The sequence below is a fragment of the Pseudomonas sp. S30 genome (genome assembly GCF_016518545.1).
Lineage (GTDB): Bacteria > Pseudomonadota > Gammaproteobacteria > Pseudomonadales > Pseudomonadaceae > Aquipseudomonas.
This window is the reverse complement of sequence record NZ_JACVTO010000012.1, coordinates 1-13,222: the sequence shown is the minus strand read 5'-3', so window position 1 is coordinate 13,222 and position 13,222 is coordinate 1. Positions and strand designations below refer to the sequence as shown.

Genomic DNA, 13,222 nt, shown 5'->3' with positions numbered 1-13,222 from the left:
GCGCGGGACACCGTGCATTGAACATGGCCGAGGTGAAAAGCGAGGTCGACCAGGCCACCCTGAGGCTGATCGTCAGTAGCCTGGCGCTGCTGTACATCCTGGCGTTGGCCCTGCTCAGCGCCGACCATGCGGTGGTCTACCTGCCGATCGTCACCTACATCGCCACCTTCATCGTGGTCTCGGTGTTCCTGCGCCTGGCGATCAAGCGCTGGCCGGGGCATTTCTTCTGGCGACGGCTGCTGTCCATGCTCCACGACTACGCCGGCATCGCCTTCGCCCTGGCGCTGGGGGGCGAGGCGGCGTTGCCGATCTACGCGGCGTTGCTGTGGGTGACCCTGGGCAACGGCATGCGCTTCGGCTCGCGCTACCTGGCCTGGGCCACGGTCATTGCGCTGGCCACCCTGGTGCTGGTGTTCTGGTTCGACCCCTACTGGCACTCGCAACCCTTCATGTTCCTGACGTTGATGGTCACCACCATCGTGGTGCCGGCCTACGCCGATATCCTGCTCAAGCGCACGCGCCAGGCGTCCCAGGACGCCATGGCCGCCAACCAGGAAAAGTCCCGCTTCCTGGCCCAGGCCAGTCACGACCTGCGCCAACCGATCCACTCTATTGGCCTGTTCACCGCCTGCCTGCGCGATGCCGACCTGGGGCGCGAAGAGCTGCGACTGGTGGACAACATCGACCGCTCGCTGCACACCGTCTCGCAACTGTTCCGCTCCATCCTGGACATCTATACCCTGGACAACGGCCAGTTCGAGCCGCAATCCGAGCCCGTGAACCTCAACGCGCTGTTGCAGGATGTGGTCAAGCAGAACCAGGAAGCGGCCCGCTGGGCGGGCGTCGAGCTGCGCCTGCGACCCTGCCGGCACTGGGTGAACGTCAATCCGGGGCTGCTGACCACCATGGTGCAGAACCTGCTGTCCAACGCCCTCAAGTACGCCGCCGGCCAACCGGTGCTGATCGGCGTGCGGCGGCGCGGCACAGGGCTGGCCATCGTGCTCTACGACAAGGGCCGCGGCATTGCCCGCGAGCACCTGCCCGAAGTGTTCAAGGAGTTCTACCGGGTGCGCCATGAGCGCGACAAGGACGTCGAGGGCCTGGGCCTGGGGCTGTCCATCGTCCAGCGCATCGGCCGGCTGATCGACTTGCAGGTGCAGCTGGATTCCCGCGAGGGCCACGGTACCCGGGCCACGGTTCATGGGCTGGTGCGCACCGCGCCGGGCATCGAGAAAACACGGCCCATCCCCACCCAGAATCGTTTGCAGGGGCTGCGGGTGTGCCTGGTGGAAGACGACGCCAGTGTGCTGATGGCCACCTCGGCGCTGCTGGAGAAGTGGGGCTGCGAGGTCGAGGGACACAGCGACGGGCTGAACGTGGTCACCGAGTGCGACATCATCATCGCCGACTACGATCTGGGTCGGCGGATTTCCGGCGCCGAATGCATCGCCGCCATTCGCAGGCAGCGAGGCTGGGACGTGCCGGCGATGATCATGACCGGTCACGAGATGTCACGCATTCGCGCGCTGGTGGCGGACCTGAACATTTCCGTACTGGCCAAGCCGGTACGCCCGCCCGAGCTGCGCGCGGTGTTGCTGGAGCAGGTCAAGGCCATCGCCGGCGAGCGCTGCGAAGCCTGAGGGCGCGAGCGGCCGGCCCGCTACAGCGCCTGGCTGGTGTAGCGACCGGCGAAGCGCGCGGCGGCCACCGCGCGGTTGGGCACGTTCAACGTGCGTATCAGAGACGAGACGTGAATACGCACGGTGTAGGGTGAGATCTCCAGTGCCGCGGCGATTTCCTTGTTGGTCTTGCCCTGGGCGACCAGTTGCCAGACTTCACGCTGGCGCGCGGTCAGCCGACCGGTCTGCTCGTCCGCTTCGCAGGCCTGCACTTCGACGGCCTGGCAATTGACCACCACCTGGCCCTTGCGGATGGCGCTGATGGTCTTGCGCACCTGGTCGGCGCAGCAACTCTTGCCGATGAAACCGTTGACGCCGGTGTCCATGATCAGTTCGACCAGCTCCGGGTCTTCGATGGCGGAGACGACGATGACGATCAATGAACGTTCCTGCAACTGGCGCAACTTGGAAAGTTCGGCGACGGCACTTAGCCCGGGCAGGCGAAGTTCGATCATCAACATCACCACCGGCGGCGCGTCCTCAAGTAGCGAACGCACCTGTTCGAAGTGTCCCGCTTGCGCGATGGTCGCGTCGGGGATCAAGGATTTGAGTAGCCCAATCATCCCCTCGCGATATAGCGGATGTTCATCTGCCACAATAATTCGGCAAGTCATTTTGAGGACGTGGAATCCATTCGGCACAATAATGATTGGCGTCGATGATGTCGGACTCGATACGCATTAGAAATAGCGCACGTGGGCTAGTACAGGTGTGCTAGTCCGATGAAAGATCAGGGCGCGCGCCTGACCAGTTCCACTCGACGATTCTGCGCACGACCTGCCGGCGAGCCGTTGTCGGCGACCGGATTGGCGGCGCCCAGGCCTGCCGAGGACAGCCTGCCCGGCTCGATCCCTTGGGTCACCAGCAGCGCCATCACCGCCCCGGCCCGGCCCTCGGAGAGCGCCTGGTTATGGGCTGCATCGCCCTGGTCGTCGGTGTAACCATCGATCTGCAAGTGCAGCGACGGCTCGGCCTGCAGCCACTGCACGACCTGATCGAGTTGCGGCCGCGAAGTCGGCAGGATCTGCGTTTGGTCGGTCGCGAAGTTCACGTTCAAGGACACTTTGCCGTTGGCGTCCATCTGCGCCTTGAGCTGTTCGGCCGGCAATAGCCGGGCGGTGATGTCCAGCGGCTTGCTTTCGGCGATCAGCAGGCCGGCGCCGTAGGCGTAGCTGCACAGGTGAATCCAGATGTCGCGGTCGGCGCGATGGACCACGAAGACCTGCGCCGGGTTGTTCCACACATCGCCCAGACCGCTGTTGTAGCGTTGGGTGAACTCCCGTGGCCAGGTGTCCAGGGCTTGGAGAGTGGTTTGGTCGAACCTGCCGTCGAAGATCTTCTGACCGTCCATGGCCCTTACTAGCGCCTCGATATTGCGCGTCAATTCCAGCTGAGAGAAGGTTCTGCCTTCGGCCGCCGTGATGTTGGCCGACCATGCGCGACCTTCCACCGGCTGTAGCCGGTCGCCGGTCCAGAACGGAATCTCATCGAAGTCGATGACCTCCGGTGTGCTGCCGGTGGTGTAGCCGTCAGGCAGGGACAGGTAGGGAAAGGCGCCCAGGGCGACGCTGGATACCGGCAGCCTGGCGGCTTCGAAAGGTGCCGGGTTCTTGGTAGCCGTGGGGGCGACATCAGCCGTTGCCTCTGGCAGCCAGCTGATGGTCACGCACAGGCCGATCGTCACTGCCAGGGCAGTGGACAAGGTCTTTTTCATGGGGGACTCGTGGGGGCAGGGCGGTTTCATGAAAACGCCCGGGCCTGGCGCTGTCATCCAGCGTCGGGCCCGGGCGGCTGAGCGGCGACCTGGAAAGGCCGCCACGACGACTCAGAAGCGTACCGTGACGCCCGCGTTCACCGAATGGAAACGCGTGTCCGTGCCAAACTGGCCCTGGTACGACAGCCCCAGGTCGGTCTGCGGCGTCAGGCGCACCTTCGCCCCCACTTCGGTCAGTGCCACGTTGCGTGTCTGGGCGATGCCCTGCACCTCGAAATTCGGTCCACCGGCGAAGGACTGCTCGTTGCGCGGGTCCAGATCGCCGTAGGCACGACGCCAGCCCAGCGAGCCGTACAGCTCGGTGTCGCGCTCGGCGACGCGGGTGTGGGTGGAAGCGCGCAGGCCCACGGTGGAGAACCAGGTGTCCTGCTTCTCGCTGGACACCGACAGCGCCGCAGGGCCGCCTTTCTCACGGAAGCTGTCGGCGTCGTACTTGACGTAGGACACGCCCACGAACGGCTCCAGCGCCACCGCGCCCAGGCCGATGCGGTAGGCCGCTTCGCCGCTGGCTTGCAGGGTGTTGGCGTCGCGCTTGCCCTTGAGGTGATCGTCGAAGCCGGCGAAGGCCACGTTGCGGGTGCTGTCGAGCTTGTGCCAGGTGTAGCCGACGTCCGCGCTCAGGCGCAGGGCGTCGAGCTGGGCACCGGTGTACAGGCCCAGGTGGTAGTTGTCGCTGTTGCCCTTGGCATCGCGGTCGTCGGCGTCGAATTTCGAGCGGCTGTAGCCGCCGTACACCCCGGCGCGCCAGTCTGGCGTGATGCTGCCGTCGGCACCGACCAGCACACCACCGGTCTTCTGGTGCAGGCCACTGGCGCCGTTGCCGCCGTCGGTGCGCGACCAGTTGCCGAAGGTCTGTGCCCAGGCACCGCCCGGGGCTTCAGGCGTGGTCGGCATGAAGCTCGACGCGCCCAGCGGCATGCGCACGGTGCCGCTGTCGAGCAGGCCGCGCAGGCGGGTCCCCAGCACGCCGGAGACCACTTGGCTGTTGGTGATCAGCGCGGTGCCGGTGCTGCTGTGGAAGTCGCCGGAAAGCTGGTCGATGGCGTTGCGGGCGCTGTCGGCATCGAGCACCAGCAGATTGTTGTACAGGCGCAGCGGGTCGCCGCTTTGTTGCAGCACGCTCAGGGCGCCGGCGGTGTTCCACTGGTTCTGGGTCAGCGCGACGGTCTGGAAGATGCCTGGCGTGCCCGAACCACCGCCGGTTTCCGGTGGCTGGACCGGCGGCTCTACCGGTGGCTGGACCGGTGGTTCTACCGGTGGCTGCACCGGCGGCTCGACGGGTGGCTCGACGGGCGGCTGTACCGGTGGCTCGACGGGCGGCTCAACAGGCGGCTGCACCGGCGGCTCGACGGGCGGCTCCACAGGTGGCTGCACCGGCGGCTCGACGGGCGGTTCGACCGGTGGCTCGGGGGTGGTGGTCTTCTGCGCGATGGTCAGGTTCAGTTCGTTGGCCGTACGTTGCAGGCTGACGTTGAGGAACGCCGAGTTGGTGAACGCCTGGGCGTAGGCCGTGCCTGCCGCGGCGCCATCGACCAGGCCCCCTTGCGCGGCGAGCAGGGTGTAGGTCTGGCCGTTCTGGTAGCTTTGGGCTTCGTTGAGGGTGGTGACGTCCACGCGGGTGCCGCGCAGGGTCGCCGTACCGGTCACGTTGACCCGGTCGGCACCGCCGTCGCCAGCGATGTCGGCGGCATAGCGCGATCCGTCCGCCATCTCCAGGTTGCCGTTGATCGACAGGGTGCCCAGCGCCCCTTCGCCCGGCGACAGCGTACCGCCCGAGGCGACCTGGGTGTTGCCGATCTGCCCAGTACCGGCCAGCACGCCGCCGTCCAGTACCTGGGCGCGGTTGCTGTAGGCGCCGGTGCTGTCGGTGTGGCCGACGATGCCGTTCACCACCAGGGTGCCGTTGCCGACGCTCAGCAGCGAGGTGCCGCGCGGGTTGGTCTGGTCGACGTTGCCGGCCAGTACCAAGCGCCCCCCGCGCACCACGGTGCTGCCGGACAGCCCGGTGAGGTCGCCGCTCAAGGTGGTGTTGCCGCTGAACGAGTAGATCCGGCCCGCGCCACTGATGGCGTTGCTCACCTGCAGGTCGCTGTCGGTATGGTTGAAGGCCACGGCGCCACCGCTGGCGCCGAAGCGGATCGCGCTCTGCGGGTCGAGGCGGCCGGCCGCTTGCGCAGTGCCTGCGGTGATGGCGTCGATGTCGGTCAGGTCGTCGTTCCGGACCGCGGCGCCGCCAATGCTCAGGGTGCCACGACCGGCTGAGTTGATGCTGGTCAGCTCACTGATGTCGATCCCTTCGGTGCTGCTCAGCTCTGCACCATTGGCCAATACCAGATTGGTGGTGGAGGTGGTGGTACCGAGGGTCATCGCTCGGGTGCTCAGGCGGGTACCTTCCCCGGTCACGTTGACGACGGTATTGCGGTCGATGTTGGCCGAGCCCAGGGCGATGGAATCGGTGGTGAGCACGGCCCCATCGCGCACGGTCAGGTCGTTGCGGTTCCTGAACGTGCCGGTGTTGTCCCAGCGGGTGCCTGCGCCGGAGAGGTCGCTGATCGAGTTGATGGCGACCTTTTCGCTGCTCAGTTGTCCGCCATTCTGCAAGGTGATGCGCGAGTCGTAGAGGAACACCCCACCTGAAGTCACGTTGACCGTGTCCACCTTCGAGCCCTGGCCGTCGACCAGCAGGTTGGCGCGGGAGAACTGGTTGCCGGCGTTGCCATTGTCACTGAGCTGCAGATCGCGTACCGACACCTCGCCGCCGTTGAGCACATTGAGCGTGCCCTGGCCTGAGCCACCAATGACGATGGTATTGCCCAGCACGGCGTTGCTGCGCGGTACTACCCAGCGGCTGCCAGCGCCTTCGACCACCACGGTGGCCATGGCGGCGGAGTCTGCGCTGTTGCTCGACACGCCACCGACGCGGCCGCCCTGGCTGATGACATCGGCGCCACTGTTGATGGTCAAGGTGGCCGGCACGCCATTGCTGGGACGGATCTGTATGGAGCCGTCGATCACGCGATCGCTGCTCCAGGTTTCCTGTCCACTGGTCAAGGTGTAGTCCGCCGCGTGCGCATTCTGCATCACGGCGAGCGTGATCGCGAAGGTGAGCGGGGATAGTCTGAATAAGGGGTTCATAGTGACTCCAGATACTCCATAGTGGCCACGCAAGTGGCTGCCAGCCCGGTGGGCGAGGGCGTTCCTTGTGTGCAACGGGTTAACAGGGGAAGTATCGGGAGGGGTCGACGCGCTGAAAATAGTACGCATGTGCTAGCGTGTCGCAGAACGTGAAGCCGCGCACAGCGCGGGCTCCAGGCCGCCGAGCGCGCGAATGTCGCGATATCGGCCAACGGCTGCGACAATTCGGTCATGACGACAGGTCACGCGGGGGCGGGGCCGTCGAAGGTAGAGGGGGAAGCGATGGCAGGCAGGTTGATCTACCTCATCGGGCCGTCCGGCTCGGGCAAGGACAGCTTGCTGGATGCGGCCCGCGAACCGCTTACGGCCAGGGGGGCGTGCATCGCCCGGCGGGTCATCACCCGCTCCGCCGAGGCCACCGGCGAGGCCGCCATGGCCGTGAGCACCGCGCAGTTCGAACAGATGCGCGAACAAGGCGAATTTGCCCTGCACTGGCAGGCCAATGGCTTGCACTATGGCATTCCACGGGTGATAGACGACTGGCTGGCGCAGGGGCGCGACGTGCTGGTCAACGGCTCGCGCGGCTACCTGAACCAGGCCCGAGAGCGTTATCCGGCATTGCAGGTGGTGCTGCTCAGCGTCGCCCAGGACGTGCTGCGCCAGCGCCTGCTGGATCGCGGGCGGGAAACGCTGGAGGAGGTGCAGGCACGCCTGGCGCGCAACGCCCGCTTCGCCAGCGAGGCGCGCGAGGCCGAGCCGGGCCTGCGGGTGCTGGATAATTCCGGGCCATTGGCCGACACCGTGTCACGGCTGCTCGCGCACCTTTACGGCTAGGTTTTTCAGACAGAGCCAGCCGGTAGGCGGGAGCCGCTGGCAGCCGCCCCCGCCCCCTCCCTCAGTGCAGCTTGAGGCGCGGCTCGGTGCTGCGGCCCAGCTTGCTGCCGAGCATCAGCATCGCCGTGCGGAACACCCCATACAACGCCATCTGGTGCATCCGGTACAACGACACATAGAACATCCGCGCCAGCCAACCCTCCAGCATCACGCTGCCGGTCAGGTTGCCCATCAGGTTGCCCACCGCCGAGAAGCGCGACAGCGACACCAGCGAGCCGTAGTCCTTGTAGGTGTAAGTGGCCAATGGCTTGTTCTCCAGCCGTGCCTTGAGGCTCTTGGCCAGCAACGAGGCCTGCTGGTGCGCCGCCTGCGCGCGCGGCGGCACATTGCGGTCACTGTCCGGTTGCGGGCACGCGGCGCAGTCGCCGAAGGCGAAGATGTCGTCGTCCCGGGTGGTCTGCAAGGTCGGGCGCACCACCAGCTGGTTGATGCGGTTGGTTTCCAGCCCGTCGATGTCCTTGAGGAAGCCCGGCGCACGAATGCCTGCCGCCCACACCTTGAGGCTGGCCTGGATCACTTCGCCGCCAGCGGTCTTGAGCCCATCCTCGGTCACCTCGCTCACCGAGGCGTTGGTCATCACCTTCACCCCAAGTTTCTCCAGGGTCTTGTGCACCGGCTGGCTGATGCGCTCCGGCAGCGCCGGCAGCACGCGCGGGCCGGCCTCGATCAGGGTGATGTGCATGTCTTCCGGGCGGATCCGGTCCAGCCCGTAGGCCGCCAGCTCCTGCGCCGCGTTGTGCAATTCGGCCGCCAGTTCCACGCCGGTGGCTCCGGCGCCGACGATCGCCACGCTGATCTTCTCGCTCGCCGCGTCGCCGGCATGGGCGCGCAGGTAGTGGTTGAGCAGTTGCTGATGGAAGCGCTCGGCCTGCTTGCGGCTGTCCAGGAACAGGCAATGCTGCGCTGCGCCCAGGGTGCCGAAGTCGTTGGTGTTGCTGCCCACGGCGATCACCAGGGTGTCATAGCCCAGGGTGCGCGCCGGCAGCAGCTCGCGGCCGTCTTCATCCAGGGTCGCGGCCAGTTGGATGCGCTTGGTTTCACGGTCCAGGCCGCTCATGCGGCCCAGCTGGAAATTGAAGTGGTTCCACTTGGCCTGGGCCACGTAGTTCAGCTCGTCCTCGGACGAATTCAGCGAACCGGCCGCCACCTCGTGCAACAGCGGTTTCCAGATGTGCGTCAGGTTGGCGTCGACCAGAGTGATCTCGGCCTGCTTGCGCTTGCCGAGGCTTTTACCCAGGCGGGTCGCCAGTTCCACGCCGCCGGCGCCGCCGCCGACAATCACGATGCGATGAGTCATGGGAATATCTCACAAGTTTTACGGAATTCGGGGACACGAGGTCCGGCCGCTTCAGCACAGGGGAGGGCGAGCGCAAGGCAGCTCGAAGCACCGGTCCACAGGGCGTGCGGCTCGACGGCACGGCCCGGGACGGGGCGGTGTGTCGCAGGGATAGACGTGTTGGAGTGCGAAGGCGGTACAACGTTCGCAGAGCCTCGGAGCGATCAGGTGAAACGGATGATAATCCCTTTCATCTGCGCTGCCGAGTGTCCATCATCACCATCGGCTGCGGCACCCACTCAAAGGCTGATGCCCACGTCGAACAGAATGCTGCGCCCCAGGTTGGCGCGCAGGAAATCCGGGGCATCCGGGTGGGCGAACAACACCCGGGCGAAGGTCGGCCCCACCAGCGACAGCGAGCGCCAGCCCTGGCGCAGGTACTCGGTGGGCGGCGGGAAGTGGCTGTTGAGGTCCAGCACTTCGCGCTTGAGGCTGGCGAAGGCGATGATGTCCAGCTCGCCCAGCACCAGGCCACGTTCACGGTAATTGCGCGCCTTCTTGTTCAGCGTCGGCCCCAGACGACCGATCAGCTCCTGGGCGCTGATGCGCCGTGGCCTCGCCTCGCGCCGTACCAGCTGGGCCAGGGAAAAGGCGCTGCGCCGCCGCTGCAATTCCTCGCGCCACTCGTCGTTCAGGCGCCGGCCCTGGTCGAGCACGAAGAACACCTCGAACGCCGCATCGCGAAACAGCACGTCCGGTGGCTCCTGCCCGGCAGGGGTGAAGTCCTCGCTGCGGTAGGGAATGTTCAGCCCTTGCAGCAGGCGCTGGCAGACCCAACGCTCGCGCTCCCATTTGCGGGCATTGGACAGGAAGGCATTGGCTTGTTCGGCCTGGATGGTGAGCAGGCGCAGGTAATCTGAGTCATCCATGCACACAGCTTAGCCTGCAATTGTGAAGGATAAGCGCTTGTCTTCACGCAATAATCGCGGCTGCGCAATGGACTAGACTCGGCTGCATCCGCCTTCAGCCGAGCTCGCCATGATCAGCGCCCAGGTCCTGTCCACCACCAGCCTGACCCTCGGCTGGCTGGCCTATGTGCCGCTGCTGCTGTGGGCCGCCAGCCGCACCCGCTGGATCGAGCTGTTCAGCGACCTGCGCCGCCAGCACCTGCTGTTCGGCACCGTGCTCGGGTTGTTCGCCCTGTGGCTGGTACGGCGGGATTTCGACTCGGGCGTGTCTTTCCATTTCCTCGGCATGACCGCCGTCACCCTGCTGCTCGACTGGCCCTTGGCCGTGCTCGGCGGTTGCCTGGCCCAGCTCGGCCTGCTCGCCTTGGGCCGCCAGGACCTCGCCGCACTGGGCATCAATGGCCTGCTGATCGTCGGCCTGCCGGTGCTGGTCACCGAAACCTGCGCAAACCTGGTGGAGCGCGCCCAGCCGCGCAACCTGTTCGTCTACATCTTCTGCTCCGGCTTCTTCGCCGCCGCCCTGGCCACCGTGCTGTGCCTGCTGGCGGCGATGACCCTGTTGTGGTGGGACGGCCTGTTCGCCATGCCCGAGTGGCTGGGCGACTTCGTCGGCTACCTCTGGCTGATGCTGTTCCCCGAGGCGTTCATCAACGGCACGGTGATCAGCGCCCTGGTGGTGTTCTGCCCGGAGTGGCTGGAAACCTTCGACCGTACCCGGTATTTGCAGGAGTGAGGCCAGATGCACGCTGGGGGCATGCAGTGTCGGCCTCTCAATGACGCGGCTCCAGATCCCCCGAGTACAGCTCGTCTTCGGACTCCGGCGCTGCCGGGATCTTGTGTTCTTCGGCCGCCCAGGCGCCCAGGTCGATCAGCTTGCAGCGGTCGGAACAGAATGGGCGGTTGGGGCTTTTTGCGGTCCATTCCACAGGGGCGCCACAGGTCGGGCAATCGACGGTCATTGGCTGGCTCAAGGCTGGCCTCCTCGTAAAGTCAGGTAAAAGGCATGCAATTGATCGATCTGCGCGTGCAGCCAGGTCAGGTCACGGTCGTTGGTCACCACGTCGTCGGCATGACGCAGCCGCTCCTCGCGCGACAACTGCGCCGCCAGGATCGCCTGCACCTGCGCCTCGCTGGTGTCGTCGCGCAGCAACGTGCGAGCGATCTGCACCTGCTGCGGTACGTCGATCACCAGAATGCGCTGGGTTTTCCGGTACTGGCCCGACTCGATCAGCAAGGGCGACACGTACACCGCATAGGGCGACTCGGCCTTGGCCAGATGGCTGAAGATCTCCTGCCCGATCAACGGGTGCAGCAGTTGCTCCAGCCAGCGCCGCTGGGCCGGGTCGGCGAAAATCTGCTGACGCAGCGCCGCACGGTCGAGCGTGCCGTCATCCAGCAGCACCCCCGCGCCGAAGCGCTCGACGATGCTCGCCAGCGCTGGTCGGCCAGGTTCCACCACCCACCGGGCCGCCTGGTCGGCGTCCACCAGGTGCACGCCCAGTTCGACGAAACGCTCGGCCGCCGCACTCTTGCCGCTGCCGATGCCGCCGGTGAGCCCGAGAATCCAAGGGGTGAAGGCTGCTGTGGTCATCAGTATCCGAGCAGTTGCATGTAGGAAGCATATATTTCATCACCCCAGAGCCAGGCAATCCACCCCGCAATCGCCAGATAGGGACCAAAGGGCAGGGTGGTCTGCAACGAAGTCCGCTTGAGCTTCAGTAAGCTCAGGCCGATCACCACGCCCACCACCGACGCCAGCAGCACAGTCAATGGCAGCACCTGCCAGCCGCCCCAGGCACCCAGCAACGCCAGCAGCTTGAAATCGCCATAGCCCAGGCCCTCTTTGCCGGTGATCCCCTTGAACACCCAGAACACCGACCACAGGCTCAGGTAACCCAGCGCCGCGCCCCACACTGCGTCGGTAAGCGGCACGAACATTCCGAAGGCATTGGCCAACAGCCCCAGCCAGAGCGTCGGCAGCACCAGTTTGTCTGGCAGCAACTGATGATCCACATCGATAAGGCTCAAGGCCAGCAGGCACCACGTCAGCACCAGCCCCAGCAGCGCCGCCCAGTCCAACCCGAAATGCCAGGCCACCACCAGCGACAGCCCCGCGCTGCCCACCTCCACCAGTGGATAACGCACGGCGATGCGGCCCCGGCATGCCGAGCAGCGCCCGCGCAGCATCAGGTAACTCACTACAGGGATGTTTTCCCACGCCCGAATCCGATGCCCGCACCCCGGGCAGTGGGAGGCGGGCAGGCACAGGTCGAACCGCGCATGGGTCACTGTCGGCAGGCCCAGCACCTCACGGGCCTCGTGCTGCCATTGACGTTCCAGCATCACCGGCAAGCGCAGCACCAGCACGTTCAGAAAGCTGCCCACCAGCAGCCCGAGTAACGCCGCGCCCGCTAGGAAAACACCCGGCTGCTCGGCAAGTAATGTCCATAGGTTCATGTCAGATCAAGCTACCCAACTGGAAAATCGGCAAGTACATGGCCACCACCAGACCACCCACCAGCACGCCGAGGATCAGCACGATGGCCGGCTCCAGCAGGCTGGTCAACTGTTCCAGCGCCAGCCCCACCTGTTCCTCGTAATGGCACGCCGCCTTGTTCAGCATCGCATCCAGCGTGCCGCTGGACTCGCCGATGGCCGTGAGCTGCACCAGCAACGGCGTGAACAGCGGCTCCAGCGCCATCGCCTGATTCAACCCCAAGCCATTGGCCATGCCCTGGCGCAACTGCCGGATGGCCGCTTCGTGCAAGGCATCGCCACTGGCTGGCGCTACCGTGTGCAGCGCATCGAGCAGCGCCACCCCCGCGCCGTAGGCCGTGCCCAGACTGCGCGCGAACCGCGCCAGCGCCGCATGGCTGAGCAGGCGCCCGAACACCGGCACCCGCAATGCCTGGCGAATCATCCACAGCCGCGCCGGCAGGTGATCCCGATACGCCTTGCCCACCCCCAGCCCAACACCCACCACTAGCGCCGATAACCACAGCACATGCCGGCCCAACCCCTCGGACAGGTCGATCACCCACCGAGTGAACGCCGGCAATTCCTTGCCCACCCCCGAAAACATCCCCTCGAAGCGCGGCACCACCTCCAGCAACAACAGGGCCGCCACCCCCAGCCCCGTGAGCAGCAGAATCATCGGATACAGCATCGCCTTCTTCACCCGCCGCCGCAGCGCCTGCCGCCGTTCGAGCATGTCCGCCAACTGTTCCAGCTGCCGATCCAGCGTCCCGGACTGCTCGCCCACCCGCACCAGATTGCAGTACAGCCCATCGAACCCCTGCGGCTGACGCTGCAACGCATCGGCCAGCCCCAGCCCCGCCGCCACATCCTGTTGCACACGCCGCAGCAGCTCGACCATCCTCTCATCCACCCCACTGCGCGCCATCACCTCGAACGCTTGCAGCAGCGGTACCCCAGCCTTGAGCAGCGTGGCCAGCTGCCGCGAAAACCCCGGCGCTTCCACCGCCCGCCGCCGCCC

12 protein-coding genes are annotated in these 13,222 nt (G+C 66.1%); 3 read left to right on the top strand and 9 right to left on the bottom strand.

Annotated elements, in window-relative coordinates:
* The first annotated feature begins 23 nt into the window (after positions 1–23).
* Positions 24–1,640 (top strand): ATP-binding response regulator, encoded by a 1,617-nt coding sequence (locus IAE34_RS14545; RefSeq protein ID WP_200139792.1) that lies wholly within the window; start codon positions 24–26, stop codon positions 1,638–1,640.
* 20 nt (positions 1,641–1,660) lie between these two features.
* Here IAE34_RS14545 and IAE34_RS14540 read toward each other — a convergent pair whose 3' ends face one another.
* From IAE34_RS14540 to IAE34_RS14530, 3 genes are all read right to left on the bottom strand, one after another.
* Positions 1,661–2,293 (bottom strand): LuxR C-terminal-related transcriptional regulator, encoded by a 633-nt coding sequence (locus IAE34_RS14540; RefSeq protein ID WP_200139663.1) that lies wholly within the window; start codon positions 2,291–2,293, stop codon positions 1,661–1,663.
* 116 nt (positions 2,294–2,409) lie between these two features.
* Positions 2,410–3,393, bottom strand: coding sequence for an OmpA family protein (locus IAE34_RS14535; RefSeq protein WP_233631157.1), 984 nt, complete (start codon positions 3,391–3,393; stop codon positions 2,410–2,412).
* Positions 3,394–3,504: 111 nt separating this feature from the next.
* Positions 3,505–6,588 (bottom strand): autotransporter domain-containing protein, encoded by a 3,084-nt coding sequence (locus tag IAE34_RS14530; protein ID WP_200139661.1) that lies wholly within the window; start codon positions 6,586–6,588, stop codon positions 3,505–3,507.
* A 282-nt stretch (positions 6,589–6,870) separates the two neighbouring features.
* On the opposite strand from IAE34_RS14530, the gene phnN reads away from it, so the two are divergent.
* Complete coding sequence (phnN, locus tag IAE34_RS14525; RefSeq protein ID WP_200139660.1) at positions 6,871–7,422, top strand: phosphonate metabolism protein/1,5-bisphosphokinase (PRPP-forming) PhnN; 552 nt, start codon at positions 6,871–6,873, stop codon at positions 7,420–7,422.
* A gap of 61 nt (positions 7,423–7,483) precedes the next feature.
* Here phnN and IAE34_RS14520 read toward each other — a convergent pair whose 3' ends face one another.
* Positions 7,484–8,779 (bottom strand): NAD(P)/FAD-dependent oxidoreductase, encoded by a 1,296-nt coding sequence (locus tag IAE34_RS14520; protein WP_200139659.1) that lies wholly within the window; start codon positions 8,777–8,779, stop codon positions 7,484–7,486.
* Between the two features lie 278 nt (positions 8,780–9,057).
* The gene (locus tag IAE34_RS14515; RefSeq protein WP_200139658.1) at positions 9,058–9,687 is read right to left on the bottom strand and encodes a DUF1780 domain-containing protein; all 630 of its coding nucleotides are present in this window, start codon (positions 9,685–9,687) and stop codon (positions 9,058–9,060) included.
* Between the two features lie 109 nt (positions 9,688–9,796).
* On the opposite strand from IAE34_RS14515, the gene IAE34_RS14510 reads away from it, so the two are divergent.
* A complete protein-coding gene (locus IAE34_RS14510) occupies positions 9,797–10,459 on the top strand; it encodes an energy-coupling factor ABC transporter permease (protein WP_200139657.1) in 663 nt (220 codons plus the stop codon).
* A 37-nt stretch (positions 10,460–10,496) separates the two neighbouring features.
* Here IAE34_RS14510 and yacG read toward each other — a convergent pair whose 3' ends face one another.
* The 4 genes from yacG to IAE34_RS14490 form a co-directional block, all read right to left on the bottom strand.
* Positions 10,497–10,697, bottom strand: a complete 201-nt coding sequence (gene yacG / locus IAE34_RS14505; RefSeq protein WP_200139656.1) for a DNA gyrase inhibitor YacG — start codon at positions 10,695–10,697, stop codon at positions 10,497–10,499.
* The gene (coaE, locus tag IAE34_RS14500) at positions 10,694–11,317 is read right to left on the bottom strand and encodes a dephospho-CoA kinase (RefSeq protein WP_200139655.1); all 624 of its coding nucleotides are present in this window, start codon (positions 11,315–11,317) and stop codon (positions 10,694–10,696) included. The genes yacG and coaE overlap by 4 nt, the downstream gene beginning before the upstream one ends.
* Complete coding sequence (locus IAE34_RS14495) at positions 11,317–12,183, bottom strand: prepilin peptidase (RefSeq protein ID WP_200139654.1); 867 nt, start codon at positions 12,181–12,183, stop codon at positions 11,317–11,319. Before IAE34_RS14495 ends, coaE begins: the two co-directional genes overlap by 1 nt.
* 1 nt (position 12,184) lies before the next feature.
* The coding region (locus IAE34_RS14490; protein WP_200139653.1) for a type II secretion system F family protein at positions 12,185–13,222 on the bottom strand (1,038 nt) is incomplete at its 5' end.

Coding starts and splice junctions, on each gene's coding strand:
- IAE34_RS14545 (WP_200139792.1), top strand. CDS start 24: ATGGCCGAGGTGAAAAGCGAGGTCGACCAGGCCACCCTGAGGCTGATC.
- IAE34_RS14515 (WP_200139658.1), bottom strand. CDS start 9,687: ATGGATGACTCAGATTACCTGCGCCTGCTCACCATCCAGGCCGAACAA.
- IAE34_RS14520 (WP_200139659.1), bottom strand. CDS start 8,779: ATGACTCATCGCATCGTGATTGTCGGCGGCGGCGCCGGCGGCGTGGAA.
- IAE34_RS14510 (WP_200139657.1), top strand. CDS start 9,797: ATGATCAGCGCCCAGGTCCTGTCCACCACCAGCCTGACCCTCGGCTGG.
- coaE (WP_200139655.1), bottom strand. CDS start 11,317: ATGACCACAGCAGCCTTCACCCCTTGGATTCTCGGGCTCACCGGCGGC.
- phnN (WP_200139660.1), top strand. CDS start 6,871: ATGGCAGGCAGGTTGATCTACCTCATCGGGCCGTCCGGCTCGGGCAAG.
- IAE34_RS14530 (WP_200139661.1), bottom strand. CDS start 6,588: ATGAACCCCTTATTCAGACTATCCCCGCTCACCTTCGCGATCACGCTC.
- IAE34_RS14535 (WP_233631157.1), bottom strand. CDS start 3,393: ATGAAAAAGACCTTGTCCACTGCCCTGGCAGTGACGATCGGCCTGTGC.
- IAE34_RS14495 (WP_200139654.1), bottom strand. CDS start 12,183: ATGAACCTATGGACATTACTTGCCGAGCAGCCGGGTGTTTTCCTAGCG.
- IAE34_RS14540 (WP_200139663.1), bottom strand. CDS start 2,293: ATGACTTGCCGAATTATTGTGGCAGATGAACATCCGCTATATCGCGAG.